32 protein-coding genes and 1 pseudogene are annotated in these 26,167 nt (G+C 69.1%); 17 read left to right on the top strand and 16 right to left on the bottom strand.

Going from position 1 to position 26,167, the window contains the following annotated elements:
• Window positions 1-8: 8 nt before the first annotated feature.
• Both BLU81_RS15675 and BLU81_RS15670 read left to right on the top strand, forming a co-directional pair.
• Window positions 9-650 (top strand): DUF998 domain-containing protein, encoded by a 642-nt coding sequence (locus BLU81_RS15675; protein ID WP_157751603.1) that lies wholly within the window; start codon window positions 9-11, stop codon window positions 648-650.
• Between the two features lie 63 nt (window positions 651-713).
• Window positions 714-1,994, top strand: a complete 1,281-nt coding sequence (locus BLU81_RS15670; RefSeq protein ID WP_092545352.1) for an alpha/beta hydrolase — start codon at window positions 714-716, stop codon at window positions 1,992-1,994.
• 40 nt (window positions 1,995-2,034) lie between these two features.
• Here the strand turns inward: BLU81_RS15670 and BLU81_RS15665 are convergent, their stop codons facing one another.
• Window positions 2,035-2,703, bottom strand: coding sequence for an HAD family hydrolase (locus BLU81_RS15665; protein ID WP_092545351.1), 669 nt, complete (start codon window positions 2,701-2,703; stop codon window positions 2,035-2,037).
• Between the two features lie 176 nt (window positions 2,704-2,879).
• Between BLU81_RS15665 and BLU81_RS15660 the strand changes: the two genes are divergently transcribed.
• Window positions 2,880-3,338 carry a transposase gene (locus BLU81_RS15660; RefSeq protein WP_092545350.1) on the top strand — a complete coding sequence of 153 codons (459 nt, stop codon included), beginning with the start codon at window positions 2,880-2,882 and terminating at the stop codon, window positions 3,336-3,338.
• Window positions 3,339-3,371: 33 nt separating this feature from the next.
• Window positions 3,372-4,175, top strand: coding sequence for an ArsR/SmtB family transcription factor (locus BLU81_RS15655; RefSeq protein ID WP_231954569.1), 804 nt, complete (start codon window positions 3,372-3,374; stop codon window positions 4,173-4,175).
• Between the two features lie 16 nt (window positions 4,176-4,191).
• On the opposite strand, the gene BLU81_RS15650 is transcribed toward BLU81_RS15655, so the two are convergent.
• On the bottom strand, window positions 4,192-4,995 hold the full coding sequence (locus BLU81_RS15650; RefSeq protein WP_373873247.1) for a TrmH family RNA methyltransferase: 804 nt from the start codon (window positions 4,993-4,995) through the stop codon (window positions 4,192-4,194).
• 97 nt (window positions 4,996-5,092) lie between these two features.
• On the opposite strand from BLU81_RS15650, the gene BLU81_RS15645 reads away from it, so the two are divergent.
• The gene (locus BLU81_RS15645; protein ID WP_231954568.1) at window positions 5,093-5,737 is read left to right on the top strand and encodes a class I SAM-dependent methyltransferase; all 645 of its coding nucleotides are present in this window, start codon (window positions 5,093-5,095) and stop codon (window positions 5,735-5,737) included.
• Between the two features lie 123 nt (window positions 5,738-5,860).
• Window positions 5,861-7,075: an MFS transporter gene (locus tag BLU81_RS15640; RefSeq protein ID WP_092545347.1), complete on the top strand. Its 1,215-nt coding sequence runs from the start codon at window positions 5,861-5,863 to the stop codon at window positions 7,073-7,075.
• Here BLU81_RS15640 and BLU81_RS15635 read toward each other — a convergent pair.
• From BLU81_RS15635 to BLU81_RS48305, 3 genes are read right to left on the bottom strand one after another with little or no spacing between them, the layout of a single operon-like run.
• Window positions 7,046-7,687 (bottom strand): HAD family hydrolase, encoded by a 642-nt coding sequence (locus BLU81_RS15635; RefSeq protein ID WP_231954567.1) that lies wholly within the window; start codon window positions 7,685-7,687, stop codon window positions 7,046-7,048. The two genes, BLU81_RS15640 and BLU81_RS15635, sit on opposite strands and share 30 nt — an antisense overlap.
• Window positions 7,684-8,346 (bottom strand): PKD domain-containing protein, encoded by a 663-nt coding sequence (locus BLU81_RS15630; protein ID WP_092545346.1) that lies wholly within the window; start codon window positions 8,344-8,346, stop codon window positions 7,684-7,686. Before BLU81_RS15630 ends, BLU81_RS15635 begins: the two co-directional genes overlap by 4 nt.
• A gap of 33 nt (window positions 8,347-8,379) precedes the next feature.
• Window positions 8,380-8,562: a hypothetical protein gene (locus BLU81_RS48305; protein ID WP_172890469.1), complete on the bottom strand. Its 183-nt coding sequence runs from the start codon at window positions 8,560-8,562 to the stop codon at window positions 8,380-8,382.
• On the opposite strand from BLU81_RS48305, the gene BLU81_RS15625 reads away from it, so the two are divergent.
• The 4 genes and pseudogenes from BLU81_RS15625 (at window position 8,561) to BLU81_RS49850 (ending at window position 11,973) form a co-directional block, all read left to right on the top strand.
• Window positions 8,561-9,481 (top strand): Rossmann-fold NAD(P)-binding domain-containing protein, encoded by a 921-nt coding sequence (locus BLU81_RS15625; RefSeq protein WP_197686236.1) that lies wholly within the window; start codon window positions 8,561-8,563, stop codon window positions 9,479-9,481. The two genes, BLU81_RS48305 and BLU81_RS15625, sit on opposite strands and share 2 nt — an antisense overlap.
• A 19-nt stretch (window positions 9,482-9,500) precedes the next feature.
• Window positions 9,501-10,244, top strand: a pseudogene (locus BLU81_RS15620) (alpha/beta hydrolase); the annotation flags it as partial.
• Window positions 10,163-11,158, top strand: a complete 996-nt coding sequence (locus BLU81_RS15615) for an alpha/beta fold hydrolase (RefSeq protein WP_373873246.1) — start codon at window positions 10,163-10,165, stop codon at window positions 11,156-11,158. The pseudogene BLU81_RS15620 and the gene BLU81_RS15615, both read left to right, overlap by 82 nt.
• A 50-nt stretch (window positions 11,159-11,208) precedes the next feature.
• Window positions 11,209-11,973, top strand: coding sequence for an SMI1/KNR4 family protein (locus tag BLU81_RS49850; RefSeq protein ID WP_197686235.1), 765 nt, complete (start codon window positions 11,209-11,211; stop codon window positions 11,971-11,973).
• A 51-nt stretch (window positions 11,974-12,024) separates the two neighbouring features.
• Here BLU81_RS49850 and BLU81_RS15605 read toward each other — a convergent pair whose 3' ends face one another.
• Complete coding sequence (locus tag BLU81_RS15605; protein WP_157751601.1) at window positions 12,025-12,297, bottom strand: hypothetical protein; 273 nt, start codon at window positions 12,295-12,297, stop codon at window positions 12,025-12,027.
• Window positions 12,298-12,443: 146 nt separating this feature from the next.
• Here BLU81_RS15605 and BLU81_RS48300 point away from each other — a divergent pair, with 146 nt between their 5' ends.
• On the top strand, window positions 12,444-12,587 hold the full coding sequence (locus BLU81_RS48300) for a hypothetical protein (protein ID WP_157751600.1): 144 nt from the start codon (window positions 12,444-12,446) through the stop codon (window positions 12,585-12,587).
• A 22-nt stretch (window positions 12,588-12,609) separates the two neighbouring features.
• Here the strand turns inward: BLU81_RS48300 and BLU81_RS15600 are convergent, their stop codons facing one another.
• From BLU81_RS15600 to BLU81_RS15570, 7 genes are all read right to left on the bottom strand, one after another.
• Window positions 12,610-12,831, bottom strand: coding sequence for a hypothetical protein (locus BLU81_RS15600; protein WP_197686234.1), 222 nt, complete (start codon window positions 12,829-12,831; stop codon window positions 12,610-12,612).
• 133 nt (window positions 12,832-12,964) lie between these two features.
• Window positions 12,965-13,468, bottom strand: coding sequence for a hypothetical protein (locus tag BLU81_RS15595; protein WP_157751599.1), 504 nt, complete (start codon window positions 13,466-13,468; stop codon window positions 12,965-12,967).
• Between the two features lie 102 nt (window positions 13,469-13,570).
• On the bottom strand, window positions 13,571-13,909 hold the full coding sequence (locus BLU81_RS15590) for a hypothetical protein (RefSeq protein WP_157751598.1): 339 nt from the start codon (window positions 13,907-13,909) through the stop codon (window positions 13,571-13,573).
• 31 nt (window positions 13,910-13,940) lie between these two features.
• The gene (locus tag BLU81_RS15585; RefSeq protein ID WP_092545339.1) at window positions 13,941-14,126 is read right to left on the bottom strand and encodes a hypothetical protein; all 186 of its coding nucleotides are present in this window, start codon (window positions 14,124-14,126) and stop codon (window positions 13,941-13,943) included.
• 35 nt (window positions 14,127-14,161) lie between these two features.
• Window positions 14,162-14,515 (bottom strand): hypothetical protein, encoded by a 354-nt coding sequence (locus BLU81_RS15580; protein ID WP_092545338.1) that lies wholly within the window; start codon window positions 14,513-14,515, stop codon window positions 14,162-14,164.
• Window positions 14,516-14,523: 8 nt separating this feature from the next.
• On the bottom strand, window positions 14,524-15,027 hold the full coding sequence (locus BLU81_RS15575; RefSeq protein WP_157751597.1) for a Panacea domain-containing protein: 504 nt from the start codon (window positions 15,025-15,027) through the stop codon (window positions 14,524-14,526).
• Between the two features lie 551 nt (window positions 15,028-15,578).
• Complete coding sequence (locus BLU81_RS15570; RefSeq protein ID WP_172890560.1) at window positions 15,579-16,571, bottom strand: substrate-binding domain-containing protein; 993 nt, start codon at window positions 16,569-16,571, stop codon at window positions 15,579-15,581.
• A gap of 114 nt (window positions 16,572-16,685) precedes the next feature.
• Here BLU81_RS15570 and BLU81_RS15565 point away from each other — a divergent pair, with 114 nt between their 5' ends.
• Together BLU81_RS15565 and BLU81_RS15560 are read left to right on the top strand one after the other, a co-directional pair.
• Window positions 16,686-18,098 (top strand): RICIN domain-containing protein, encoded by a 1,413-nt coding sequence (locus BLU81_RS15565; protein WP_092545335.1) that lies wholly within the window; start codon window positions 16,686-16,688, stop codon window positions 18,096-18,098.
• Window positions 18,099-18,379: 281 nt separating this feature from the next.
• Window positions 18,380-18,952, top strand: a complete 573-nt coding sequence (locus BLU81_RS15560) for a hypothetical protein (protein WP_157751596.1) — start codon at window positions 18,380-18,382, stop codon at window positions 18,950-18,952.
• Here the strand turns inward: BLU81_RS15560 and BLU81_RS15555 are convergent.
• On the bottom strand, window positions 18,943-19,437 hold the full coding sequence (locus tag BLU81_RS15555) for a MarR family winged helix-turn-helix transcriptional regulator (RefSeq protein ID WP_092545333.1): 495 nt from the start codon (window positions 19,435-19,437) through the stop codon (window positions 18,943-18,945). The genes BLU81_RS15560 and BLU81_RS15555 overlap by 10 nt on opposite strands.
• 60 nt (window positions 19,438-19,497) lie before the next feature.
• On the opposite strand from BLU81_RS15555, the gene BLU81_RS15550 reads away from it, so the two are divergent.
• From BLU81_RS15550 to BLU81_RS15535, 4 genes are read left to right on the top strand one after another with little or no spacing between them, the layout of a single operon-like run.
• On the top strand, window positions 19,498-20,274 hold the full coding sequence (locus tag BLU81_RS15550) for a hypothetical protein (protein WP_092545332.1): 777 nt from the start codon (window positions 19,498-19,500) through the stop codon (window positions 20,272-20,274).
• A gap of 23 nt (window positions 20,275-20,297) precedes the next feature.
• The gene (locus BLU81_RS15545; RefSeq protein ID WP_092545331.1) at window positions 20,298-21,002 is read left to right on the top strand and encodes a phosphotransferase; all 705 of its coding nucleotides are present in this window, start codon (window positions 20,298-20,300) and stop codon (window positions 21,000-21,002) included.
• 31 nt (window positions 21,003-21,033) lie between these two features.
• A complete protein-coding gene (locus BLU81_RS15540) occupies window positions 21,034-22,470 on the top strand; it encodes a nitroreductase family protein (RefSeq protein WP_231954565.1) in 1,437 nt (478 codons plus the stop codon).
• 60 nt (window positions 22,471-22,530) lie between these two features.
• Window positions 22,531-23,196, top strand: coding sequence for a flavin reductase family protein (locus BLU81_RS15535; protein ID WP_092545330.1), 666 nt, complete (start codon window positions 22,531-22,533; stop codon window positions 23,194-23,196).
• On the opposite strand, the gene BLU81_RS15530 is transcribed toward BLU81_RS15535, so the two are convergent.
• Window positions 23,150-24,229: a substrate-binding domain-containing protein gene (locus BLU81_RS15530; RefSeq protein ID WP_092545329.1), complete on the bottom strand. Its 1,080-nt coding sequence runs from the start codon at window positions 24,227-24,229 to the stop codon at window positions 23,150-23,152. The two genes, BLU81_RS15535 and BLU81_RS15530, sit on opposite strands and share 47 nt — an antisense overlap.
• Window positions 24,226-25,944 (bottom strand): heparinase II/III domain-containing protein, encoded by a 1,719-nt coding sequence (locus BLU81_RS15525; protein ID WP_092545328.1) that lies wholly within the window; start codon window positions 25,942-25,944, stop codon window positions 24,226-24,228. Before BLU81_RS15525 ends, BLU81_RS15530 begins: the two co-directional genes overlap by 4 nt.
• Between the last annotated feature and the right edge of the window lie 223 nt (window positions 25,945-26,167).

Raw genomic sequence — 26,167 nt, 5'->3', positions numbered from 1 at the left:
CTTGTCGGATGAAAGCCCTTGCCGGCCTCGGTGTCGCTTGCGTGATCGGTTCACTCTCCCTGTACGGTGCCCTGCACCTGCTGCCACCGTCCGCCGAGTTGGACTGGTCCCGCCGCACCATCAGTCAGTACGCGCTGATGTCCAACGGCTGGATGTTCGACGCCGCGACCCTGTTGCTGGCCTTCGGTTCCGCCGCGATCCTGGCCGCCCTGCAGCATGCCGGTCTGCTGTCCCGGGCCGCGCTGGTGACTCTCGGTCTGTGGGTGGTCGGCTTGGTCGGGGTGGTCTGGTTCGAGAAGCACAACTGGCAGGCCGGCCCGTCGATCAGCGGTGACGTCCACCGGGTGGCCAGCGTGGTGGCATTCCTCAGCCTGCCGATCGGTGCCCTGCTCGCGGCCCGCCGAGCTGACGGCCCGGCCCGCTGGGTGATGATCGGCGGGCTGGTTTCTCTGCTCTGCTTCATGCCCATCCTGTGGGCGGTGGTGTCCGCGTCGTGGACCGGCGAGCGCTGGTGGCAGGCGATCCCCCTGGGCACCGTCGAACGTCTGCTGGGTCTGGCCGAGGTGGTGACGGTGCTGCTGCTGGCCCGATGGGCACTGGTCACCGAGCAGGTCGACCGGCGACTGGCCCCCGCTGCCGAGGTCTCCTGACCTCGCCCGGTTGTGATACTCGCACTGACCGTGCAAAATCATGCTTGTCGATCTGGAGGGTTGATGGGCATCAGTCGCCGCAGTGTGATCGTGTTGCCGGCCGCCGCCGCGTTCACCGGCCTCCCGGCTCTACCCGCCCGTGCCGGGCGTCCGGCCCCACCGCGGCCGGTGATCTTCATCCACGGCAGTGCCGGATCCGCGATGCAGTTCCGTGTCCAGGCGAAACGCCTGGCCGGCAACGGCTATCCGAGCACCGTCATCGAAGCGCACGAGTACGACTCACCCAACATCGCCACGATCATCCAGCAGGTGTTCGCCCAACTCGACGCCCGTATCACCCGTCTCCTCGCCGCCACCGGCGCCGACCGGGTCGACCTGCTCGCCCACTCGCTCGGCACCTTCGTCACCCAGGCCTACCTGAACAGTTCCGCCGAGCGGGCCGCGCGCGTGGCCCACTACGTCAACCTGGACGGCCGGCCCGCCACGGCTCTGCCCGGCGGTGTCGAGACCCTGGCCGTCTGGGGCGAGGGCGATCCGGCCCGAACCGTGGCCGGTGCGGCGAACGTCCACTTCCCGGACCAGTCACACACCCAGACCGTCTCGTCGGTGGAGTCCTTCCGCGAGATCCACCGCTTCCTGCGAGGCCACCCGCCCCGCTACTGCGGTGTCCGGCCGGCCCGCACCGCGTACGTCTCCGGCCGTGCCGTGCTCTTCCCGAGCAACGCCGGCGTGACCGACGCGGTCCTCGAGGTCTACCGGGTGCGCTCGAAGACCGGACTGCGTTCCGGCCGGGCGGTCTGGCGCCGGGCTGTCGGCCCCGACGGCGCCTTCGGCCCGATCCCCTTGACACCCCATGATCGGTACGAGTTCGCCCTGCTCCGGACCGGCCAGTCCACTCACCACTTCTACTTCGAGCCGTTCCGGCGTTCGGACAACTTCGTGCGACTGCTGACCAGCCGCCCGGGCGAGGGTCTCGGCGGTCTCGTCGACACCAGCGACCGGCACACCGCCCTGACGTTCCAGCGCCAGAAGGAATGGTGGGGCGGTGAGGGCGACCATCTGTGGATCAACGGTCGGGACATCCTGAACCCGGCCACCGCCCCGCACGCCCGCCGGGTGATCGGCGTCTTCGCCTTCGACGATTCCAGCGACGGTGTGAGCGATCTGACCGCACCCCTGCCGGAGTTCATCGCCCAGACGTTCATCTCCGGTGTCGACCTGTTCATCCCCGCCGGCCGTTCCCCGGTCTCGGTGGTGGCCCGGGAGCGAGGAGGCGGCCGCACCACCCTCCCGGTACCGGCGTGGCCGTCGAGCAGCCATCGCATCAGCGTGGAGTTCGGCTGACCCCGGTCACCGTGCGGCCCTGGTCACCGTGCTGCTCCGGTCACCCTGCGGCTCCGCCGATCTTGTCGACCGTGGCGACCACCTCCGGGAACGTGTTGATCGACGCGGTGACCCAGCGCTCGTCGAACTCGTCCAGGCGCCGTACCCCGCTCTGCAGGCACGCGATGAACGCCATCCCCGCTCCACCGGCCGCGTTCGCGTCACCGGGCGAGTCCCCGACGTAGACGCACTGCGCCGGGGACAGCCCGGTGTGCGCCAGCAGTTCGTCGAAGGCCCGTGGGTCGGGTTTGCCGTGCCGGGTGTTGTCCCGGTGGTAGATCCCGCTGATCCGGCTGGTCAGCACATGATCGGGTGCGAGCATGTGCTGGATCTCCGGCCCGGTCCGCGACGTCAACAGCATCACGGTGCGCCCGGACAGCACCAGCTCGTCCAGAGCGGCCAGGTTCTCCGCCGGAATCACGTCGATCCGCCCGTCGGCGACGTGCCGCCGCATGAAGTCGTGGAACAGCGGCCCGAACCGCTCCAGATCGATCCCGGGTGATCGCTTCGGCATGGCCTCCAACAGCGGCTCACCCCAGTTCGCCAGATGCAGACCTCGCGACATCGGCGGCCGCCCCATCGCCGCCAGCACTTCGTTCTCCAGCACGAACGACGTCGCCTCAGTCAGGCACAGCGTGTCATCCACATCGACAATGACTGCCTTGATCATGCGGTGAGGCTATCCGGCTCCGATTCCGAACCCGGTGGAGATCGTGTCGACGGGCCAGACGTCCACTCGATGCCCGGTCCGGCCACCCGGTGAGGCTGCCTGACGGCGGTTGTTCCCGGTCTCGGCTGAGGTGAGTGCTTGACCTCAAATGCACTTGAGGTTCTACGGTCGGCGCCATGGACGCTGCGCAGATGACCGATGCGGAATTGGCAGGGCAACCGGCTGCCTACTGGACCGGGGTGGCCTACGAGGCGTTGATCGGGTTCACCAGGGCGAGACAGGCCGAGGCGGGGTTCACGCAGCCGCAGTTCTGGATGTTGCGCAACCTCTCGGCGAACGATCTCTCGCCGGACGGGCGGGGACGCACGATTCCCGAGCTGAAGGAGGCGATGAGGACCTATCTGCGTGCCGAGGACGACCTGGCCCGAACGGCGGAGACGCTTCTGGCCAAGGAGTGGCTCACCCGGGATGCGGAGGACCGCTGGTGGATCACCGCAGCCGGAGAGATGGCCCGGATCCAGTTCAAGGGGGCCGCGCCGGACATCAGAGCACGGATTCACGAGGGGATCGACGATGCGGACTACGTGGCCGCCTTGAAAGTACTGCTTCGGATGATCGGCAACGTTGAACGTTGACATTATGCAGTCGGATGCCTGCATAATGTGGTCATGGCCGGTGACATGGACAAGGTGTTCAAGGCGCTTGCCGACCCCACCCGGCGGCGGCTGCTCGACGACCTGCGTGCCGAGACCGGGCAGACGTTGGGCCGGCTCTGTGCCCGGCTGGCCATGACCAGACAGTCCGTCACCCAGCACCTCGGCGTGCTGGAGGAGGCGAACCTGGTGAGTTCGGTGCGGCGCGGGCGGGAGAGGTTGCACTACCTCAACCCGGTGCCGCTCCAAGACGTACGCAACAGGTGGATCGCGTCGTTCGAGGAGCCCAGGCTGCGGGTTCTCGACACGATCCGCCGCGAAGCGGAGCAGCCCCGGCGACAGAAGGAGGATTCATCGATGAGACCCGACTATGTGTACGTGACCTACATCCATGCCACTCCGGAGCGGGTTTGGGAGACGCTGCTCTCGGCCGATCTGACCGGAGACTTCTGGGGGCACCGCAACGTCTCCGACTGGCGACCCGGATCGCCGTGGGAGCACGTGCGCATCGACGGGTCCGGAGTGGCCGATGCTGGTGGGGTCGTTCTGGAGGTCGAGCCGCCCGACCGGCTGGTGATGACGTTCGGCGAGCCGGGAGCGGTGCCCGGGCCCGAGTCATCGGTGGTGACGTTCCTCATCGAGCGGTATCAGGATATCGTCCGGCTCACCGTCACCCACGCCAACCTGCAGAGCGACGACGACGTCACGGCGATCTCGTTCGGCTGGCCGGCGGTGATGGCGAACCTGAAGTCCCTACTGGAGACCGGCCAGGTCCTGCCACAGGCGCCCTGGGAGATGCACGCCGACCTACCCGGATGACGAGGCGGAGCCGGGGTCATGCGCGCTGGCGAGTGATCTCGTACAGGGTGATCGAGGCGGCGACCGTCGCGTTGAAGGAGCTAGCCGAACCGACCATCGGGATGCGGATGGTCGTGTCGCAGTTGTCGGACCAGAAGCTGCTCATGCCGGTGGTCTCGTTGCCTACGACCACCGCGGTCGGGCCGGTGAAACCGTGGGACCAGATGTCGGTGACCGCGTCCTCGCTCGTCCCGACCAGCGTCATCGCAGTGGTCGTGCGGAGCCAGTCCAGCACCGCCGACGGTGTCTCGGCCCGGACCGTCGGAACGGCGAACAGGGATCCGCGGCTGGCCCGGACGGTCTTCGGGTCGTAAAGGTCGGCGGCCCGGCCCGCGATGACCACCCCGTCGACACCCAGCGCGTCGGCCGAGCGCAGCAGCGAACCCACGTTGCCGGGGCTGATCGGCCGGTCGAGCACGACCACGACGCCGTTGGGGCGCAACCGGATCCGGGTAAGGTCGTCGGCCGGGGTCGCCACGACGGCGATCAGCTCGGCGGTGTCGTCGTCCTTGTCGGAGAGGTCACGCAGCAACTCGGGGGAGAGCCGGGTCACCTCGTCAGCGACGTGGCCGTCGACCAGGTCACGGGCCCACTGCGACTTCAGGTTCCCGGCGTGCAGCAGCGCCCGGATCTGCCAGTGGTGCGCGATGGCCTCGTTGATCGGGCGCACACCCTGCACCAGGAACTGGCCCAGACGGTGCCGGGTGTTCCGGTTGGTCAGCAGGGCCTCCCACTGCTGGAACCGGGCGTTGCGCCGCTCCACCCGAGACTCGTTTCTGATCTTGGACATGGGTGAGGCCTCTTTCACGAACCTGGGCTGACGTGCGCAGCAGCCTAACAACCCGGCCGGGCGACCCGGCATGCGGAAGAATGCAACGGTGCTGCTCGATGATGGGAAACTTCATGCGTCGTCCGTGGTCGCCAACAACGCGATGAACCGGGAACGCCAGCTCACCGGGGTGAACAGCTACGCCAAGGAGCTGGGATTCGACCCGCTGACACGGCTCACCGAGCCGGGTAGCGCCTGGCTGGATCTGTGCTGCGGCAGCGGTCGGGCCCTGACTCAGGCGGCGGCGCGACGGGCCGACGTGACTCTGGTGGGAGTGGATCTGGTGGCCCCGCCGGCGACGACGGGGGTGCGGTTCGTCGAGGCGCCGGTCGGGGACTGGACGCCGGACCGGGCGTTCGACCTGATCACCTGTGTGCATGGGCTGCACTACATCGGCGACAAGTTGGGCGTACTCACGCGGGTCTTGAAATGGCTGACGCCGACCGGGACCTTCGTCGCCGACCTGGATCTCGCATCGGTGCGGGCGGAGAACGCGAGAGGGCTGCCTGCTCTGCTGCGGGCTGCGGACATCGGCTACGACACCCGCCGGCGCCGGATCACCTGCACCGGGCCGCGTGATCTCCGTCTACCGTTCCGGTATCTGGGCGCCGACGACAAGGCGGGCCCGAACTACACCGGTCAGCCGGCCGTGAATTCCTACTACGAAAATGGGTTGACGCTACCGATAATCTGATCCTCCGTGCCTGTGGAAGACGGTCGGTAGCCGGACGGTAGCCGGTCGGTAGACAGCCGGTCGCCGGAAGTCCTGCGGAAACGAGGGGGGCACCTGCCCTTCTCGACACCGTAGGAGCTCCCGATGCACCGGGCACCCGCCCTCAACTTCCTGCTGGTCACCGTCTTCATCGACATGCTCGGCCTGGGTCTGATCGTCCCGATCCTGCCCGCCCTGCTGACGACGGTCACCGACGATCCCGCCACCGCCGTCCTCTGGTCCGGGATTCTCGGTTCCACGTACGGCGTACTCCAATTCGCCCTGTCACCTCTGCTCGGGCGGCTCTCCGACCGCTACGGGCGCCGTCCGGTCCTGCTGCTCTCGCTGACCTGCCTGGGTGTCGACTGGCTGGCCCACGCCTCGGCCGGCGGCATGTGGGTGCTGCTGGCGTTCCACGCGCTCGCCGGAGCCTGCGCCGGCACGAACACCGTGGTCAACGCCTACGTCGCCGACGTCGTCGAACCCGAGGACCGGGCCCGGGCGTACGGCCGGATCGGTGCCGCCTTCGGTCTTGGTTTCGTGGCCGGCCCGGTTCTCGGCGGCCTGCTCGGCGGTGTCGACGTGCGCCTGCCGTTCCTGGTGACCGGTCTGCTCTGTTTCGTCAACGTCGCCTACGGCTGGTTCGTGCTGCCGGAATCCCGCCCCGGCGATCGCACCACCGCGCTCACGCTGCGGATGGCGAACCCGATCACGGCCGTCACCGTGGTCCTGCGCCGCCCGGTGCTCGGCCGGCTCACCTGGGCGCGGTTCTGCTCGGACGTGGCCCGCATGATCCACCAGTCGTTGTGGTCGTTCTTCCTGACCGTCCACTTCCTCTTCAGCACCGCGCACGTCGGTGTTCTGATGGCGGCGAGTGCCCTGGCCGGGGCACTGTTCCAGTCGTTGGCGGTCGGCCCGATCACCCGCCGGCTCGGTGACAAACGGGCCGCGGTCGCCGGTGGGCTGCTCGGTGCCGTGTCGTTCCTGGGGACGGCTGTCGCGTCCAGCCCGTGGATGCTCTACACGGCGCTGGCGGTGGGGGTGCTCGGCTCGTTCGGCGGAGCGGCCGCCCAGTCGTGGATCTCGCGTGTCACCGGCCCCGACGAGCAGGGCACCGTGCAGGGCGCGCTGACCGGAGTCGGTGCGATGGCCGAGGCGGTCGTCCCGGTCACGGCGGGCGTCGCCTTCGGCGGATTGCTGTCGTACGGCAACCCGGGCCTGCTGTTCGCCGGAGCCGCCGCACTGGCTGTCGTGGCGGCGCTGCTGCACGCCGCCACCCCGCTCACGGCCCTACCGGAACCACGCCTCCAGCAGCGGTAACACCACGCGCAGGTCGTCGCCTCCGGCGCTCACGTGCGCGGCCGCCTCGGCCGCCGGTGACGCGTTGAAGGCGACGGCCAGCCCGGCTTCGGCGAAGAGCGGCAGGTCCGACCGGCTGTCCCCGACCGCCGCACAGTCCCGCAGCCCGACGCCGAAGCCGGCGGCCACCGCCCGCGCGTAGTCCCGTTTCCCCACCTCGTCGAAGTGCTCGGCGACCGCCCCACTGAAGCGGCCGTCGAGCACTTCGAGCCGAGGCCCGGACGTCTGCCCGAACCCGAACCGCTCACACAGATACTCACCGACGACATCCCAGGCCAGGGTCGCCAGCACCGGCTGAACGTCCCGGGACCGGCACCAGGAGACGGTCTCCGCGATCCCGTCCACCAGCGGCATCGACTCCAGAAAGCCACCCACCTCAGCCGGCGTCCATCCGGCCCACCCGCGCGCGTCGATGACCGACGCCTCTTGGTTGGTCATGGTTCCGTCGTCATAGGCGGCCTCCGCTGCCCGCAGAACCTCCGCGTGCCCGAGCCGATCCGCCAGATGCTGCCCACTGGAGGTACGCGGAACCAGAGTCCCGTCCACATCGAAGAACACCACACCGCGGGTCACGAGGTCAGTTTCTGGTTCAGGAGCTTCGCGGCGGAGCGGTTGCCGGCTTTGTCGACGGCGGAGTATGTGAAGCGAGCCGTACCTTTCGCCAAGCCTTTGATCTTCAAGATCCAGGCGCCGGAGGTGCTGGGGGTGACGGTGAGGACCTTGGCCTTCGCGACGGCCGCGCTGCCGGAGGTGGCCTTCACCCACTTGACGCCGTTGTAGTAGTACCAGGCGGTGCCGCGCTTCTCGATCGCCGTCACGCTGACACCGCGCACGCCCATGCCGACGTCGGTGGCCTTGCCGCGCAGTGTCGCCCACGACGCGGAGCGGGCGGGGCTCGACGGCTTCGTCAGGGTGACGGCCGGTTTGGTGGCGTCGGCCTTCGTGGTGATGCTGCCGGCGCTGCGCGCGGTGGCGGTGCCGAACTCGTTGGCCGGAGCGGCCGTCACCTTGAAGGTGCCCGCCTTGGTGTAGACGTGCGTCGCGATCGTCTCGGCGATGTACGCCTTGACGGTGCTGGTCGTGCCGTCGCCCCACCAGATCTTGACGGTGTCGGGGCGACGTTCGGCCCTTCGGCGGCGTTCGCGGTGGCGGCCAGGGCGATTCCGACTCCACCGAGCGCGACCGCACTGGTCACGGCGATGACGATGCGGCGCATACCGGAGTCCCCTCAAGATCGATGCAAGGAGAGCAGGGTACGGGATCGGTCAGCCGACGCCGCGCAGCAGGGGACGCCAGGCGGCCAGCTCCGGATCGTGGTTCGGGGAGAAACCGTGCACCCGCCCGGTGGCCAGCGCCTCCAGGCACACCTCGATCGCCGCCGGCCGGTTCCACCGGTGCGGGATCATCATGGCGTAGATCATGCACGGCGTCCGCAGAAGGAGAACCATGAGATCCGCTCTTGTCATCGGAGGCACCGGGATGATCGGCGGGGCCGTCGCCCGGCACCTGCTCCGGGACGGCTGGCAGGTCACCGTCACCGGCCGCACCCCACGACCGGCTCCGGCCGGGGCCACCCTGATTCTGGCCGGCCACGACGATCTGCCCGGCGGGGAGTTCGACCTGGTCGTCGACGCCGCCTGCTTCACCGCCGAGCACGCCCGGCAGGTTCTGCCGTTGATGCGCGCGGCCGGTTCGGCGGTGCTGATCTCCAGCAAGGCCGTCTACGTCGACGCCGACGGCAACCACGTCAACTCGCCGGAGCCGCCGCGATTCACCGGGCCGATCAGCGAGGACCAGCCGACGATGGCACCGGGCGACATGCCTTACGACTCACCGCTGGGGTACGGGGCCAACAAGATCGCCGCCGAGCACACCCTCCTGGACAGCGGCGCTCCGGTCACGGTGCTGCGGCCGTCCAAAGTCCACGGGATCGGTGCCCGGCCGCCCCGGGAATGGTGGTTCCTGCAACGATGCCTGGCCCGACAGCCGTACATCAAGCTCGCAGGTGATGGTCTCGGCACTGATCACACCTCGGCGGCCGCCAACATCGCGGCGCTGGTCGCGTGTGCCGCCGACCGGCCCGGTCGGCGCATCCTGAACGCCGCCGACCCGGACGCCCCCGACGGCCTGACCATCTCCCGGGTCGTAGCCGCGCGGGCCGGGCACACCTGGGACGAGATCCTGCTGCCCGGCGACGACGAGGACGGCTGGCATCCGTGGCACCGGATCCCGCCGATCATCCTGGACATGACCGCCGCGGAGAGGCTCGGTTATCGCCCGGTCGGGGACTACGCCACCACGGTCGCCGCCGAGATCGACTGGATGCTCGACGAGGTCCGCCGTGATCCGTCCTGGACTCCACAGTGACTTCTGCCGGTCGTCCTGCATGGTCCGCACGCTGCGGGGACGGTTGCATGAACGCATGTCAACCGTTTCCCGCCGTACCGTACTGGCCGGCACCGCGGCAGCCGCCGCAGCCGTCGCGGTCACCGGCTCACCCGCCTCGGCGAGTGGCAGCAGGGTCAAACCCACCATCGTGCTCGTGCACGGGGCGTTCGCCGACGCGGGCGGCTGGTCCGGCGTCCTCGAACGCCTGATCCGGGCCGGCTATCCGGTCATCGCCCCGGCCAATCCGCTGCGCGGTGTCGCCTCCGACTCCGCCTACCTGGCCAGTCTCCTCGCCACCGTCAGCGGCCCGATCGTGCTGGCCGCCCACTCCTACGGCGGCGTCGTCATCACCAACGCCGCACTCGGCAACCCGAACGTGAAAGCGCTCGTCTACGTGGCCGCGTTCGCCCCCGACGCCGGTGACGACGTCTTCCACCTGCAGACCCGCTTCGAGGGCACCGAGTTGACCCTGGACGCCCTGGACTTCCGCCCGCATCCCGGCGGTGTCGACGGCTACGTCAAACGTGAGTACTTCCACCGCGTCTTCGCCGGCGACCTGCCCCGCACCGACGCCGACCTGCTGTGGGCCACCCAGCGCCCCGGCGACGCCAGCACCCTGCAGACGCCGTCCGGCGAGCCGGCCTGGAAGACCATCCCGTCCTGGTTCCTGGTGGCCCGCGACGACAAGCTGATCCCCGCGCAGGCCCAGCACTTCATGGCGGCAAGAGCACAAGCAAAAGCGACGATTGCCGTACGGGCCTCGCACGTCGTCCACATCTCCCAGCCCAAGGCCGTAGCCGACCTGATCGAGAAGGCAGCCCGATGAGCTTCGTGAACACCGCCGACGGCACCCGCATCTACTACAAGGACTGGGGGACCGGCCGCCCTGTCGTGCTCAGCCACGGCTGGCCGCTGAACTCCGACAGCTGGGAGGCACAGCAGCTGTTCCTGGCGGACAACGGCTACCGGGTGATCGCCCACGACCGCCGCGGCCACGGCCGGTCCAGCCAGACGTGGCACGGCAACGAGATGGACACCTACTCCGACGACCTCGCCGCGCTGCTCGACCACCTGGACCTGCGCGAGGTCACCCTTGTCGGTTTCTCCACCGGCGGCGGCGAGATCACCCGCTACATCGGGCGGCACGGTAGCGCCCGAGTGGCCCAGGCGGTCCTGGTGTCGGCGGTGCCCCCACTGATGGTGCAGGGCCCCGACAACCCCGGCGGCGTACCCCTGGAAGTCTTCGACGGCATCCGCGCCGGTTCGCTGGCCGACCGTTCCCAGCTCTACCGAACCCTCGCCGACGGCCCGTTCTTCGGCAACAACCGTCCCGGCGCCGACGTCTCCGACGGCATCCGCCAGGCGTTCTGGCTCCAGTCGATGGCCGCCGGCCACCGCAACGCCTACGAGTCGATCGCCGCCTTCTCGGCCACCGACTTCCGTGACGACCTGGCCGGATTCGACATCCCCACCCTGGTGATCCACGGCGACGACGACCAGGTGGTCCCGTTCGAGGTGGGCGGCAAGGCCTCCGCCGAACTGGTGAAGGACGCCCGGCTGCTGGTCTACCCCGGAGCCCCGCACGGCATCACCGACACCCACAAGGCCCAACTGAGCACCGACCTGCTGTCCTTCCTCCAGGAATACGACGCCTGACGCCCGGCGGGAGGTGGGAGCTTCCAGCTCCCACCTCGCAGAATGGCGTCATGACCGACTCCGATCGCAGCACTGCCACCCTCGACCCGAACCGGATCACCCTGTGGCGCTCCGTCGGGCCGGACGAACTCGACGCGGTCGCGTCCTCGGGCTGGCGTGCCTGGCCACCACGGCCGGTCGTCGCTACCGTAGCTGATCGTCAGCTCGCCGTGCGGATCTGCCGGGAACAGACCGTGCCCGCCGAAGGCGCCGGTCACGTGATTCAGTTCGACGTCGACCGGCGGTTCCTGGACCGGTTCGAGGTGGGGCAGGGCACTCGCCGTGACGAACGTGAATACCGGATCCCGGCGAATGCTATCGCCGATCTCAACGCGCACATCATCGGCGCGATCGAACAGGAGTCAGAATACGGCGGCCCGGTCGATGACGCGGAGTTCGCTGAGACCGAGGAGGCTCTGGGTACGCCACTACCGCAAGCGTGGCGAAACTACTTGCAAGGCCGGTCGTGGTTCCGGCGAGGATGGATGACGAGCGGGGCGTACGTCTGGCTCAACACGCCCCGCGAGATGCTCGGTCTGCACGAGGCGTGGGACGAGGCCACCGGCGCGCATCCCGGCATCGCGATCATCGGGGGTGACGGTTCGCGGGAGCAGTTGGTGCTGGATCTGCGCAGGGATCCCGCGCCGGTGCTGACCGTCGACATCGCCAGCGCCGGGTGGGACAGCGGGATACTCCAGGCCGACAACGTAGGTCAACTCATCGACCGCATCGAGAGCGGCGAGTTCGAATTCCGCTTCGACGACGTCCCGGGCTGACAGGCACCGGTCGGATGCGCCATGATCATCTGCCATGGGGTTGTGGGGGAGTTACGTCGTCCATCGTGGTGAGTCACCGTTTTCGGACCGGTATGACGGCGACGTGGAGTACGAGAAGTTCTCCGGCGGATGGCTGGTAACCCGGATCAAGTTGTCGTCCGGCGACATGCCGGACACGTTCATCACCGAGGTGCGTGACACGACCGGCGCTCCGGTGCTGGCCGCCAACATTCTCGACAGTTCCGCCGCGTACGTGCACGCGGTCGGGGTGCGGACGCCGTTCTGGGACACCTGGCTGAACATCGACAGCGCGGTCGCGTACACCGAATTGCCGTCCTCGCCCTTCGACGAGGACGGCAACTATCTGGGCGACGGCTGGGTCGACCCGGAGTACGAAGCCAAAGCGGCCGCGACCAAGCAGGACATGCTGGCCGAGACGCTGAGCGGGGCCGCCGCCCGCTACTGCCGCCGTGGAGTGGGCGCGGGAGGCTGGTCTGAACCCGGCGCCGGTCGCCGCAGTGGAGCTGGCGCTGGCCGCGACCGATGTCTTCGTCGAGGACCAGTTCTTCGTGGTCCTCGACCGGCTCGGCATCGGCACGACCATCCGCCCCTGATCTCGTGCGGATGCCGCGCCGCTCAGCTCCGGTGCCGCATGGGCCGTACGTCGGCCGCGCTCCCGGTATCCGGCACCCCTACGCACGTGAGGATCAACGCGTCCAGCGGTGCTCCGAGCAGGGCCGGGATCTCGCTGTCGAGGAAGGTCATGCCGGTCGCGCTCGCGCCCATCGCGTACGCGATCAGGTGTAATCGCCTTTCGACCAGCCCTGCGGCCCGGTACTCGCGGCCGCGGGCGAGCACCCTGCCTCGACCAGTCCGGCCCCGGTCTCCGGCACGCCGTCCGCCCACGGTTGCCCATCACCGTTTGGTCACCGGTCCGCTGAGCCGCCCGCCCGCACCGATGATGGTGCGGGCCGCCTTTGTAGCTACTGCGCTACAGCGCAGCCACAGCGGCCTCAACCTTCTTGGCCTGCGACGGCTTCAACGTTCCTGAAACCCGCACCAGGGCAGTGCCACCGCCGGTGAAATAGTGCCACTCCGTGCCGAGGACCGCGGCGCCCTGCTGAACAGCGTTGATGTAGTCGCTGCGGGTCTTGGCCTGCCCGGCAGTGGCGAACACCTCGACAACCAGGCCGCGGGCGACGGTGTACTTGTCGCCCTGCTCGCTCCCGCCGGGCAGATCAGCTGATGCCCGCGACACGTAGCCGCTGGGCCGGCCGATCAGATTGTTCGGGTCCGTGTTCTCATCCTGGACCGCTACGGCCGTGATGCCGATGTCGGCATCCTTCAGCCGTTTGACGACGGCACCGGCATCCACACTCTCGACGGCTTCCTGAACCACTGATGTGGCGGTCACAGGGGCGGGCGACGATGAGGATGGTTCGCTGCTGCAGCCGGCAAGAAGGATCAGAGCACAGAGGACGGCGAATGTTCGCATTCGGGCACCGTACGCAGTCTGCCTACGCCAGTGACTCCCTGTTCACCCAGCCGTGAGCAATCCGAACCGATTGACCAGGGCCGGTCGATACGAACAGTCAGATCAATCCGGGACCTCGATCGCCAGGTTCCCGTTGTTGATGCCTTCGTATAGGCCTGAATGGCAGGTCAGCATCGGCACACCGTCGTTCATTGCCGCCAGCACCGCAGACGCCAGCCCGACCACATCGCGGGTCGCCGCATGTGCCCGCCACGACCACGGCCCATCCGACAGGACTCGCACCGCACGATGGGTCACCAGCATATGCAACCGGTCCAGCTCCGCGACAGCCCGCATGGCGTCCGACAGGCACAGGAACGGAATCCCGACTACGGTGTCATCCTCATCTAATTCGGCGATCGGCCCACCGTCATGCATTGGCCCTCGGGTCAACTCGACCACCGCCGACGCGTCCAGCAAATCTGCCTGTAGCTCACGCGGGCGGCGCGAAACCGACCTGGGCCCGCATCGCGGCGCGATTCTCCGGCGTCAACAGCTCACGCTGCCGTTGCAGACGCTCACGCCAGCGGGCTTTCCCGGACTCGGTGACGACCATGCCGACCGACGGATCAAAGACGCCGTCATGACGGGTGCTCGTGTCCTGTTCCAGGCCTTCCACGGCAACCGTATAACCGCTATGCCGTACAGAAGCGTCTACCGGTGGTGCGCAGGTGTCTTCTCGTTGAGGAACTCGTGAAAGAACAGGACCTGCTGGGGGTGTGGCACGCAGCCGATGCGTTGGCACCGCACCTCCCTGCCGTTCGGCGACGACGTCCGGCCCTCCAGTTCGTAAGAGATCGCGACGATGTGGTTGTCGTGCTCCGTGCCCGGAATGGTTCGGAAGAACTGGCTCGAATGCTCTTGCTCAGCATCACCACTGAACGGGTCATGTTCGAGAACGGCACCGAACTCGGCGACTTTTACCAACAGCGGCCCAGGCGGCGGGTCGTGTTGCAGCCACGCCCGGATCGAGTCCATGAACCCCAGCAGCTGCCAGTTGGTGGCCACTCAATGCCTCACATTCTCGCCTTCGTGTCGGCGATGAAGGCCGCGATCTCTTCGGGGGAGTCGGGCGTGGCGGGGGATGTGCTGTCAGCCGTGTGGAGTCCGGCGCGGACGGAACGGGGGTAGCCGCTCACGGTGCCCTCGGGGATCTCTTCCTGCGCCCGGAACCAGTGGCGGATGAGTTCAGGGTCGATGACCTGGCCGGTGACGGTCTGCTGCCACGGTTGCTGGCCGCGGATGAGCGCCTCCAGGTCCATGGCGCTGAGCTGCCCGTACCGAGAGACAGCCAGGAGCGCCTCCGGGGCGGGTTCAGGGACAGCGCCGGGGGTGATGCTGGAGACGTGAACACCGATAGGTGTGGCGGTGATGTCGGCATCGAACAGCGGCTTGTCACCGGAGGCGTAGGCGAGGCCTTGGGTGAGGTACAGCAGGGCGTGGAGTTTCCGGTCGGGCAGGTATGTGATCCGCTGCATGACCTGTTCGCGGAGTGCAGCGGCGATGGTGTCGACGGTCATCGGAGCACCGTAGCGCCGGAGCCCGACCCGTAGGTGTTGATCATCCGTCGTCCGGGTGGTGACGGCTGTAGTTGTCACACAGTCCTCCACTCCCGGCATCGGTGCTACACCGAACGTATCGATGGGCATACTCAACGTGTGTCGGATCACTGACTTGTCGGAGTTGGTCATCATTCCTCCATGTGCGAACTCGGTGGGGTTGTGATCAAAGGTGCCGCTGTCGTCCGGGCCCGTGTTTCGCACATGCTTTGGAGCGAGTGTCCGTTACTTCCAGCATGATCGATGTTTTGGTTGCGGGTATGGCGGTAGCGGGTGCGGTGCGGCCTCGTGCCGAGTTGGTGCAGGTCACAACACTTGAGGAACGGCTGGGATCATTGCTGGTGATCGCGGACTTCTCCCGGCGGCTCGACATCGCGGGGATCATCGACGCGTTGTGCCCGCGTGGCCCGGCTGCACTGGGACATGAGGCGCCTACCCGAGTGGCGACCCGGACCATCCGGCACCCGTTGGGGACACCTCCGGGGTCTAGAGATGCCGGTCCCGCAGCGCGGTCACACTCGGACGCGGTGGGACAGTGACGACTGGCGGACCACCAGTTCCGGGGCCACCAGGACGCCCTGGGTGGGGCGGCGGTCACCGTCCAGCAAACGGGAGACCATCATCTCCACCGCCAGGCGGCCCACGTGGTTCTTCGGGGGGCGGATCGCGGTCAGGGCCGCCAAGTGGGCCACCTCGTCGTCGTAGGAGACGATCGCCAGGTCGTCGGGGATGCGGACGCCTCGGTCCGCGCAGGACTGGGCCACCGCGATGGCTTCCGGGTCGCTGTGCACGATCAGGGCGGTCAGGCCGGTTCCGGCATCGGCGGGGAGGTCCAGGTCGGTGCAGGCCCGGTGCCAGCCCCGCAGCAGGTACGCCGACGTCGGGCTCCCGTCGGACAGTCGTAGGCCGATCCGCCGGTGGCCCTGTTCGTACAGGTGGTGCACGGCGATCTCCATGCCCAGCTCGTGATCGCTGCGCACCCATTCGATCTGTCGTGGGGTGCTCGTCCAGCGGCGTGGCTGGCGTTCCACCAGGATCGTCGGCACCGGCAGCCGGGTGATCCAGTCGATCATCCGGTCGGCGTCGTCGCCGTCCAGGCTGGGTGCCAGCAGCAGGCCCTGGACCTGACCGGCGTCGACCAGCCGGCCGATCTGGCGGCGGTCCTCCTCCGGGTCGTAACTGGAGCCGCGGAGCTGCACGTTCACCCCGAGGGCGGCGCCGGCGGCCCGGGCCCCGGACACGATCGGCGGCCAGTAGAAGTCGAGTGACGGCACGACCATGCCGATGGTGAACGCGGTGCGCTTGGCCGGCAGTGGGCGGGACGGGGTCGGCAGGGTCGCTCCGCCGTGGACCCGATGGACCAGGTTGCGGGCGGCCAGGGCGGCGATGTCCCGGCGGATCGTCAGTTCGCTCACGCCCAGGTCGCGGGCGAGGTCGCTGACCCGGACCGCGCCGCAGCGGCGCAGTTCGGCGAGCAGGAGCTCGTGCCGCTGGACCTGGAACATCGCTGTTCGATTGGTTGCGTTTCCGACCGACCGCGATCGCACCATGGCCTCACCGTTTCCGACCGTTTACGAAGACGTTAATACACATCCTTACGCATCGATCGGGGCTCGTGGATGAGACTTCTCTCCGCCGTCGCGGTGTTCCTTCTGTTGCTGGCGTTTCCCGCGCCCGCACAGGCGGCACCGGTCACCATCACCAACGGGGTGCAGTTCACCGACACGTCCGGGGCCGGGCTGCACGCCCACGGCGGCGGCGTGCTCAAAGTCGGGTCGTACTGGTACTGGTTCGGGGAGAACCGCAACGCCGACGACACGTTCCGCGCCGTCTCCGTCTACCGCTCGACCGACCTGCGAAACTGGGAGTTCCGCAACGACGTACTGACCTCGTCGTCGGCGTCCGAACTGGGCAGCGCCAAGATTGAACGCCCGAAGGTCGTCTACAACGCGTCCACCGGCAAGTACGTGATGTGGATGCACAAGGAGAACGCGACCGACTACGGCGAAGCGCGCGCCGCGGTGGCGTCGTCGGACACCGTGGACGGTACTTACACGTACCACGGCAGCTTCCGGCCCTTCGGCACTTACATGTCCCGGGACATCACCCTCTACAACGACGGTGGTACGGCGTACATGATCTCCGCCGCCGATGAGAACCGCGACCTGATGATCTATCGCCTCACCGCCGACTTCCTGAACGTCTCCACCGTCGTCGGCAACTTCTGGGACAACGCCACCCGGGAAGCGCCCGCGATGTTCCAGCGCAACGGCGTCTACTTCCTGCTCACCTCGGGCACCTCCGGCTGGAACCCCAACCAGTCCAAGTACGCCACCGCCACCAGCATCAGCGGCCCCTGGTCCGGCTGGACCAACGTGGGCGACTCCACCTCCTACGGCTCGCAGCCGGCCTACGTGCTCCCGGTCCAGGGCACCTCCGGCACCAGCTACCTCTACCTGGGTGACCGCTGGGCCGGGGCCTGGTCCGGGCCGGTCAACGACTCCCGGTACGTGTGGCTGCCGATCGCCTTCCCGTCGTCCACATCGATGTCGCTGTCGTGGTACCCGACGATCACGATCGACGCGGCGGCCGGCACGATCACCGGCAACCCGGCCACCTATTACCGGATCACCAACCGCAACAGCGGCAAGGTGATGGACGTGGTCAGCAGTTCGCAGGCCAACAGTGCCGAGATCAAGCAGTACACGTGGAACGGCGGCGGCAACCAGAAGTTCGAGTTCCGCGACGCCGGCGGCGGCTATTTCCAGATCGTCGCCCAGCACAGCGGCAAATGCCTCGACGTGGCCTCGGCGTCCACCGCCGACAACGCCAACATCGTCCAGTACACGTGCGGCACCGGCACCAACCAGCAGTGGCAGTGGGTGGCGACCGGCAGCTACTACCAGCTGAAGGCCCGGCACAGCGGCAAGTGCCTGGACGTGGTCTCGTCGAACACCGCCGACGGCGCCGACATCACCCAGTACACCTGCGGCACCGGCACCAACCAGCAGTGGACCCGCACCGTGTCGTAGCCTCGCCGCCCAGCGGCCCCACCCCGGGGCCGCTGGGACAGCACGAAACCCCGGCCGGCTAGGCCGAAGCCAGAGCCCGTTGGCTGTGTGGCGGTAATGGCGTGACGGTGCGGGGACGCTCACGCCCGGCGGGCGCGGGGCGGTCCGGGCGGGCCGCCTGGCTTGTGGGGTGGGCACGGGGCCTTGGGCGGGCGTACCAGAAAAGGGGCTTGTTGCTTTAAGAGGGACCGGATCGGCCGACGTGTAGTGGGGACGCCCATCACACGGCGGGAGAAACGGGCATGGCGGGGCGGTATCGGGGGCGGCACGCGGCTGGGGTGCACGCGCGGGGCCGGGGGCGGCACGCGCGGCCCGGTGATCCGCGCGAGCGGCTGGCCGCGGGAGCGCTGGGGCTGCTGACCGCCGGTGGGTTCGTGGTGGGGTGGGTCTTGTTTCCGCACGGGCCGGAGCAGCCGGTGGAGGTGCCGGCGGCGGCGGTGGCCGCGCCGTTCGCCTATGACGCGGTCAGCTATCGCAAGGCCGTCGAGCAGGAGGTCGGGCACAAGCTGTCGGATCTCAACTTCGCCAAGGTCGAGGAGATCGCGGGGCTGGCCTGCGGCTGGGAGGCCGACCAGTTCGACGACTGGGTGGCGGCCAACACCGACGACGGTACGCTCAACAAGGTCTATATCGACATCACGCACCGCTGCCCGGACCGGGAACGGGACATCACCGCGGCGATGCAGCGGATCGACGAGGCGCGGGCCTGTGTGATGCCGGTCGACGCGGATCCGGAGTTTCGGGCGCTCACCGACACCAAACCCGCTCAGGCGGCTCTGACCTGCGTTTTTCTGCAGTCGGTGGATCACTCCTGAGCGGCGAGGACGACTTTGCGGAGCAGGTCGGCCAGGGCCTGGCGTTCACTGGCGTCGAGGGCGGCCAGTAACGCGGTCTCGGCCCGGTACTCGGTGCCGATGTGCTGCTCGAACGCTCGATGCCCGGCCTCGGTGAGGGTCACCCGCACCCGCCTGCGGTCGCGGTCGTCGGCCCCGGTGCGGGTGATGAGCCCGGCCTCCTCGATCGGCCGCAGCCGCGCCGACAGGGCGCCCCGGGTCAGCCCGAGGCTGTCGGCGAGTTCGGACGGGCTGGCCTGGTAGGGCGGGCCGCCACGGCGCAGGATCAACAGGACCTTGAACTGCCAGTACGCCAGATCGCCGGCGGCCAGAGCGGTCTTGCGAGCCTGGGCGAGATGCCTTCCGAGCACCGACAGCCGCACGATGATCGCTTCCTGGACCGGGTCGAGCCAGTCCAGTTCGGCCGCCCAGGCCTCCACCAGGATGTCCGCTTTATCCTTTGCCATCCGCCCCTCCTCAAACTAGTTTTCTTGTGGATAGTTTTTCGCATAACTAGCGTCGGCGCCATGACATACGTCGATGAGATCGTCTCCTCCGCGCTCGCCCTGTCCTACGCCGCCCGCTGGGACCAGGCCCTCCGCCTGCTGGACGCTTTTCCGGCGGACGCCCGGACCGCGGCGGCCGCGGCTGAGGTGGCGGCGGAATGCGACTGGCACACCGGCAGCGCCCTGGGCCTCGCCCGGCTGGAGACCGCCGACCGGATCTGCGGCCCCACCTGGGATCTCGCGTTCCTCCGGCTCAAACACGACTACATGACCGCGCTGCGCGGCCCCGACGGTTACCGGTTCGGTCCCGACGGCAAGGACCCGCAGGTGCTCACCGAGATGCGGGCCCGGTGCGGTCGTCTGGCGACAGAGACCACTTCGCTGGTACGTCAGGGCTGGGCCCACATGTACCTCGGTCTGATCGCCGACAACCACTTCGCACAACGTGACGTGTCCCCACGGCACTACGAGCTGGCGCTGCGGGCCGCCACCGGTGGAGGGGACGATCTGCTGGCCCGGGAAGCCCTCCGGCACCTCGGTGACCACGACCGCAACCGTGGCGACCTGACCTCGGCCGGGCAGCGCTGGGAGCTGGCCACCACACTCGGCGCCCGGTCCGGCCTGGTCTGCGGAACCCTGGCCCAGCAGATGCTCCTGGCGGTCCTGGCCCGCGACCTGGGCGATGACTCCGGCGCCGACCGCCTGGCCGGCGAGATCGCCCGCTGGGCCCGCGCCCTCGGACTGCCCCGCCTGACCCAGCAGGCCGACAGTTTCCTGGCGGGCGCCCGAGCCGCCTGAGCCGCGGGTGCCAGAGTGGTCTGATGCTGGAACAGCCATTGCCGGGTGGTTTCATCGGCGACGCGGTCCGGGTCGGCGGCACGGTCCGCAAGACGCCGCCGCCTGATCCGCCGTTCGTGCACGCGGTGTTGCGGCACCTGGAGTCGTGGAGCGGATCACCCCGCTACCTGGGCGTCGACGACCAGGGCCGGGACATGCTCGAATTCCTGCCCGGGTCGGTTCCGCTGACCGGTTCCCGCACCGCGAACCTGGTGTCGGTGGGCCGCCTGATCCGCGAGTTCCACGGCCTGACCGCCGGCACCACCCTGGCCGGCCCGCACGAGGTCGTCTGCCACAACGACCTGTCCCCGAAGAACACCGTCTACCGCGATGATCGGGCGGTGGCGTTCCTGGACTGGGACCTCGCCGCACCCGGCAAGCGGGTGCACGACGTGGCCCACGCGTGCTGGCAGTTCGCGGGCCTGGGACCGGCCGGTCCGGACGTTCCGGAGGCGGCCCGGCTGATCCGGGAGATCATCGACGGTTACGGCCTTCGGTCGATCCGGGCCGGCCTGGTCCCGGCGATCCTCTGGTGGCAGGATCGCTGCTGGCGAGGCATCGAGGCGGGTGCGGACTCCGGCGACCCGGCGATGTCGCGGTTGCGGTCGTCGGGCGTGATCGATGCGGTACGGGACGCGTATACGTGGACCCAGCGGCATCGGCAGCCCTTGGAAGCCGCCTTGCGCTGAGTAGGCGGCCGGCACATCTAGAGTCGGATCGGTGGAGACCGCGACCCAGATTCTGCACAGGCTGAACTCCTACGAGCCGGGACGGGAGTGGGACGACGTCATCTCCGATCCGCGTCTTGTCCTGGACCTGAAACCCGACGACTTCGACCGGTTCCCGTTGTTCTACAAGCGGTATGCCGACGACCTGCCTCGTTTCGCGCTGCCCCGGGACCTGCCGCCGACCGAGCCACCGGCCGTCGACGTGCTGGCCGGCACGGCGCAGGTCGCGGCCCGTGACCTCGACCTGCCGCATCTCGCCCGGCTGCTGCACCTGTCCGCGGGCGTCGTGCGTACCTCCCGGCGCAGCAACGGGATCACCCATCTGTTCCGGGCGGCGGGTTCAGCGGGCGGGCGCTTCCCGCTGGAGCTGTACGTGCTCCTCCCGGACGGTCTCGACGGGCTTCCCGCCGGCGTGCACTGGTACGACCCGGCCGGGCACGCCCTGGTGCGGGTCGCGCCCGCGCCGAGCGGTGGCGACGCGGCGCTCGTGGTCACCGGCGTCCCGTGGCGAACCGGCTGGCGGTATCGCGAGCGTGGCTTCCGACATGTCTACTGGGACGCGGGCACGATGCTGGCTCAGACCCTGGCTCTGGCCCGTTCCGCGGGCATCCCGGCGCGGCTCTACACCACCTTCCCGGATCGGGCGGTCACCGAACTGGTCGGCGCGGACGGTGTACACGAATGGCCGGTCGCCGTGGTCGGGCTCGGCCTGCGTCGGCCCGCGTCGACGTCGTCCGGCCCGGCGGCCACCGGCGACGTCGACCGGGATCCGGTGGAGTTCCCGCTGGTGACGGCGGCGCAGCGGGCCGGTGACCGGACCGTGCTGGGGGAACCGTGGGCGGACGGCGACCCGGTCGGCGTGCCGGAGACGGGGGCCGGGCCGGTCGAGGCGGTGGTGCTCGCCCGCGGCTCGCAACGGCGGATGGACCCGGCCCGTACGGTGCCGGAGAACGTGCTCACCACCGGCCTGCGGCTGGCGGTCCGTGGCATCGACCTGCCGCAGTTCGTAGCCGTGCACGCCGTCGACGGTGTGTCGCCGGGCGTGTACCGGTGGCCCGATCTCGATACCCCGATTCACGCCGGCAACCAGCGTGACGAGCTCTACCGGGTGAGCCTGGAGCAAGGGCTGAGCCGGGACGCGGCCTTCGTGGTGATCACCGCGGCTGACGTGGCGAGCTTGGACGACCGCGAGTACCGGGCCGCGCAACTGGCCGCCGGGCTGGTCGAGGGGCGGTTGCACCTGATCGCGTACGCGATGGGGGCGAGCGCGACCGGCATGACCTTCCTCGACAGCGAGATCCCGGCCCTGGTCGGAGCACCGCTGGACGCGTTGATCCTCACGTGCGTGGGGGTGCCGGACTACCGGGCCACACCGGGTGGGTCGCCGGGGGCACCGGCCGATGTACGGCCCATGCGGCACCGGAGCTGAGCGAAGCGCGACGTCCGAAACGCGCCAGCGCTTGTCCGGCCGGGGGACCAGCATGGGGCGATGCATATCGTTCCGGGGCTCAAGGTCCTCTACTTCGGCACGCCCGTCGTGCTGGTCAGCACGCTCAACGAGGACCGGACCGCCAACCTGGCGCCGATGTCGTCGGCCTGGTGGATCGGGCAGACCGCGATGGCCGGCATGGGCGACCGCAGTCGTACCGGGGCCAACCTGCTGCGCGAGCGGGAGTGTGTGCTCAACCTGGCGCCGTCGTCGCTGGCCGGGGCGGTCGACCGGATCGCGATGACGACCGGGCGGCCGGACGTGCCGGAGGCCAAGGCGGCGCAGGGTTACCGCCACGTCGCGGACAAGTTCGCGCTCGGCGGCCTGACCGGGCAGCGTTCCGACCTGGTCGGGCCGCCGCGGGTGGCCGAGTGCCCGATCCAGATCGAGGGCCGGGTGGTCGGCACGCACCGGCTGGCGGGGGCCGGTGCCACCGCGTACGAGATCGAGGTCGTCCGCACCCATGTGGACGATGCCCTGCTGGTGCCGGGCACCGCCTACGTCGACCCGCTGCGCTGGGACCCGCTGATCATGAAGTTCTGCGAGTTCTTCGGCGGCGGCTCCAACGTGCACCCGTCACGGCTGGCCGAGGGGTGGCGGATGCCCGCGCTGGAGAGCCTCAGTGTGGGGCCGCGACCGAGTCGCGGAGGCGCAAGGAGGGGCTGATCAGCATGCGGTGAGTGGGGCGGCCCGGATCGGCCAGGCGGTCGGCGGCCAAGCGGACCGCGGCCCGGCCGATCGAGCGGCGGGGTGGGCGGACCGCCGTCAGGGCGGGGCTGAACAGGCCGGCCACCTCGTCGTCGTAGGCGATCACCGACAGGTCGCCGGGGATGGACAGGTGGCGTTCCTCGCAGCGCTGGACCAGCGCTATCGCTTCGGCGTCCGCATGCACCAGCAGGGCTGTGGTGCCGGTCGCCAGTGCCCGGTCCAGGGCGTGGTCCAGGGCGGCCTCGGATTCGGGGGAGCGGGCGTCGGGCACCCGCTCGTCGACGGTGTCGGTGATGTCCAGGCCCAGTTCGACCGCGGTCTCCTGCCAGCCTCGGTGGATGTGCGGGCTGGTCGGGCTCAAAGCCGCCAGGACCACGCCGACTTTGCGGTGGCCGAGTCCGGCCATGTGCCGGACGGCCATACCGGCGCCCTGCGCGTGGTCGGAGACGACCGATTCGAGGGGGGCGTGGTGCGGGCCGGCGGTGGCGGTGCGTTCCAGCAGGACGACCGGAAGGCCGAGGCCGGCCAGCCATTCGATGGTGTGCCGGGCGGTCGGCGCGTCCATCCGGGGTGCCACGATCAGCGCGTCGACGCCCTGGTCGACGAGGCGGTCGATCTGTGGGCGGTCGTCTTCGGTCTGGTAGGACGAGCCGCGCAGCACGATCCTCATGTCCAGGTCGCGGGCGGCCTCTTCGGCGCCGCGGGCCACGTGCGGGTAGTAGTAGTCGAGCGACGGGACGAGCATGCCGAGGCTGCCGCTGAAAGGTTCGTCGGCGGCTGCGGCGGACGACGGCAGGGCCACGCCGCCGTGCACTCGCCGGACCAGGCCTTCGGATGCGAGCTGGGCGATGTCGCGGCGGATCGTCACGGTGGAGGCGCCGAGCGCGTCGGTGAGGTCGGAGACCCGCAGCACGCCGTCTCGCTGCAACTGTTCCAGCAGACGTGCCCGGCGGGCCACCTGCAGAGGTCCCCGCTTGTCGGGTGTACTCACCGATTCTCCTCAGCGAACGAAACGGACAGTTCATAGGTGCCGACGGGGCCCAGTGAGGTGACGTCGATGTCCAGGCGGGTCAGGCGGGAACCCCACACGCCGGACAGCATCGGGTCGTCGAGTTCCTTCACCACGATCGAGTACGGCAGCCCGTCCGGCAGGAAGCCCGGCTCGGGGTCCCCGGCGACGATCAAGTGGATCACGGTCGGCGCGGAGCCGGGGCCGGGGGAGGGGGCGAGTTCCCAGGTGTCACGGATGGTGACGGTACCGGTCGAGCGGTCCAGCCGTGCCGTGCGGACCCATGAGCGGATGTCGTCACGCGGATAGGCCCCGGCGATGTCCATGCTGACGGTGCCGTCGCCGACGGTGACGTCCCTCGCCGCGAAGGCGCGGCCGGGCGCCTGTTGCGTGCCCCGGATCGTCGGCGTGTTGTGCCAGGCGGACTGCATGGTCCAGATGTCGTAGCGCTGCGGGCCGAACGTCTGCGCGGTGTACGTGGGCCGCCCCGGATCGACCAGGATCGGCACCCCGTCACGGGCGATGATGAAACTGCCGATGTCGTTGTGGTTGTGGTTCTCGTCGTTGTGGCCACCTTTGACCGCGAGCGTCAGCCCGGCGGCGGAACCGGCGTGCTGCCGGGCGAGCAGCACCTGTGTGGACGGGAACCACACCTCGCGGGGCAGCGGTGACGAGCCGGGCACCGCCGCGATCCAGTCGGCGTCGGTCAGCGCGTGCAGCAGATAGCCGAGCCCCTGGGTCTCGTGCGCGACCGGTTCGCCTGGCCGGCGCTGGGCGGCGGCGTGTGCCTCGGCCTCCGCCGAGCCGACCAGTCGCGCCAGACGATGAAGGGCGTGCCAGGGCTGCTGGTACGAGGGTTTCGCCGGGCCGTCGGCATGGTTCAGGTACCACGGGCCGCCCAGGTGCACCCGATGCGGGAACGCGACCAGCGACGCGTCGAGCGGTCTCCCGAGCAGTTCCAGGGCTTCCAGGTAACGGCAGGCCCCGTACCACCAGTAGTGGTAGCCCTCGTCGATCGCCCCGTCCGCCGGAATCGCCGCCTCGTAGTGCGCGAGCCCTTCCACGACCAGGTCGACCAGCGAGGAGGACTCGGGCGCGAGCAGAAGAGCGGCGACCAGGATGTTGCTGTGGATCCACGGGTTCCAGTTGTTGACGTCGCCGTCGAGCCCCAGCCACTGCCAGTCGCGGCGTGCGGTGAACGGGTCGAACACGCGACGTTTCACCTCGTACCGAATCCGGTCCCGCAGTCCGGGGTATCGCTCGTCCAGCAGAGCGCCCAGCACGTGGTCGGTCCAGGCCAGGTCGGCGGCGACCTCCCCGGCGCCGAGGTCGACGTAGGGGTCGGTGACGGTCGGCAGCACCGAGCCGTGCCGTTCGAGGGTGTCGTCGTGAGCGGGCCAGCACCAGGTGCTCTGCTCGCAGAACAGGATCACTCCGTCGGCGACCTCGTCCAGCCACATCGGATCGAGGGTGGCGGCGGCCAGGGCCACCGCGCGGGCCAGCCGTTCGTGCCGGACCCAGATCGCCTGCTCGTACGTGTCCCGGTCGCCGTCGCGGAACACCCGGGCGAAGTCGTGGGCCAGGGGAGTGGGCCAGGGGGTGCCGAGGGCGGCGCGGGCGCGCTCCTCGAGGGCCCGGACGGTCGGCTGGTCGACACTGTCCCAGGTCCGGCGGTCGCCGGCGGGTGCCACGCGCATGTCTCCCCCTGTGATCGAACGCGATCGTATCAGATCACTTTAACGGTGCTGAAACAAGAAAAGCCCCGGTCCGCAGTGGAATGGAGCCGGTAAAGAGCCAGTTCAAGGCGTTGTTTGACTACTTTTGGCGCTCTGTGAGTGAACAACTTATTGACATGGTCGATTGTGAGCGTTTTACTTCCCGGAAACCGATCACGGTACCCGTCCGATCGCCTTCGGAGCG

Origin of the sequence: Actinoplanes derwentensis (assembly GCF_900104725.1) — a bacterium.
Lineage (GTDB): Bacteria > Actinomycetota > Actinomycetes > Mycobacteriales > Micromonosporaceae > Actinoplanes > Actinoplanes derwentensis.
Note: the sequence above shows the minus strand (reverse complement) of the source record. Positions and strands in the feature narration are given on the sequence as shown.

What these genes read in the sequence shown, in the direction of transcription:
- BLU81_RS15675 (WP_157751603.1), top strand. Translation starts at nt 9, where the DNA reads ATGAAAGCCCTTGCCGGCCTCGGTGTCGCTTGCGTGATCGGTTCACTC.
- BLU81_RS15670 (WP_092545352.1), top strand. Translation starts at nt 714, where the DNA reads ATGGGCATCAGTCGCCGCAGTGTGATCGTGTTGCCGGCCGCCGCCGCG.
- BLU81_RS15665 (WP_092545351.1), bottom strand. Translation starts at nt 2,703, where the DNA reads ATGATCAAGGCAGTCATTGTCGATGTGGATGACACGCTGTGCCTGACT.
- BLU81_RS15660 (WP_092545350.1), top strand. Translation starts at nt 2,880, where the DNA reads ATGGACGCTGCGCAGATGACCGATGCGGAATTGGCAGGGCAACCGGCT.
- BLU81_RS15655 (WP_231954569.1), top strand. Translation starts at nt 3,372, where the DNA reads ATGGCCGGTGACATGGACAAGGTGTTCAAGGCGCTTGCCGACCCCACC.
- BLU81_RS15640 (WP_092545347.1), top strand. Translation starts at nt 5,861, where the DNA reads ATGCACCGGGCACCCGCCCTCAACTTCCTGCTGGTCACCGTCTTCATC.
- BLU81_RS15625 (WP_197686236.1), top strand. Translation starts at nt 8,561, where the DNA reads ATGAGATCCGCTCTTGTCATCGGAGGCACCGGGATGATCGGCGGGGCC.
- BLU81_RS48305 (WP_172890469.1), bottom strand. Translation starts at nt 8,562, where the DNA reads ATGGTTCTCCTTCTGCGGACGCCGTGCATGATCTACGCCATGATGATC.
- BLU81_RS49850 (WP_197686235.1), top strand. Translation starts at nt 11,209, where the DNA reads ATGACCGACTCCGATCGCAGCACTGCCACCCTCGACCCGAACCGGATC.
- BLU81_RS15595 (WP_157751599.1), bottom strand. Translation starts at nt 13,468, where the DNA reads ATGCGAACATTCGCCGTCCTCTGTGCTCTGATCCTTCTTGCCGGCTGC.
- BLU81_RS15575 (WP_157751597.1), bottom strand. Translation starts at nt 15,027, where the DNA reads ATGACCGTCGACACCATCGCCGCTGCACTCCGCGAACAGGTCATGCAG.
- BLU81_RS15570 (WP_172890560.1), bottom strand. Translation starts at nt 16,571, where the DNA reads ATGTTCCAGGTCCAGCGGCACGAGCTCCTGCTCGCCGAACTGCGCCGC.
- BLU81_RS15565 (WP_092545335.1), top strand. Translation starts at nt 16,686, where the DNA reads ATGAGACTTCTCTCCGCCGTCGCGGTGTTCCTTCTGTTGCTGGCGTTT.
- BLU81_RS15560 (WP_157751596.1), top strand. Translation starts at nt 18,380, where the DNA reads ATGGCGGGGCGGTATCGGGGGCGGCACGCGGCTGGGGTGCACGCGCGG.
- BLU81_RS15555 (WP_092545333.1), bottom strand. Translation starts at nt 19,437, where the DNA reads ATGGCAAAGGATAAAGCGGACATCCTGGTGGAGGCCTGGGCGGCCGAA.
- BLU81_RS15550 (WP_092545332.1), top strand. Translation starts at nt 19,498, where the DNA reads ATGACATACGTCGATGAGATCGTCTCCTCCGCGCTCGCCCTGTCCTAC.
- BLU81_RS15545 (WP_092545331.1), top strand. Translation starts at nt 20,298, where the DNA reads ATGCTGGAACAGCCATTGCCGGGTGGTTTCATCGGCGACGCGGTCCGG.
- BLU81_RS15535 (WP_092545330.1), top strand. Translation starts at nt 22,531, where the DNA reads ATGCATATCGTTCCGGGGCTCAAGGTCCTCTACTTCGGCACGCCCGTC.
- BLU81_RS15525 (WP_092545328.1), bottom strand. Translation starts at nt 25,944, where the DNA reads ATGCGCGTGGCACCCGCCGGCGACCGCCGGACCTGGGACAGTGTCGAC.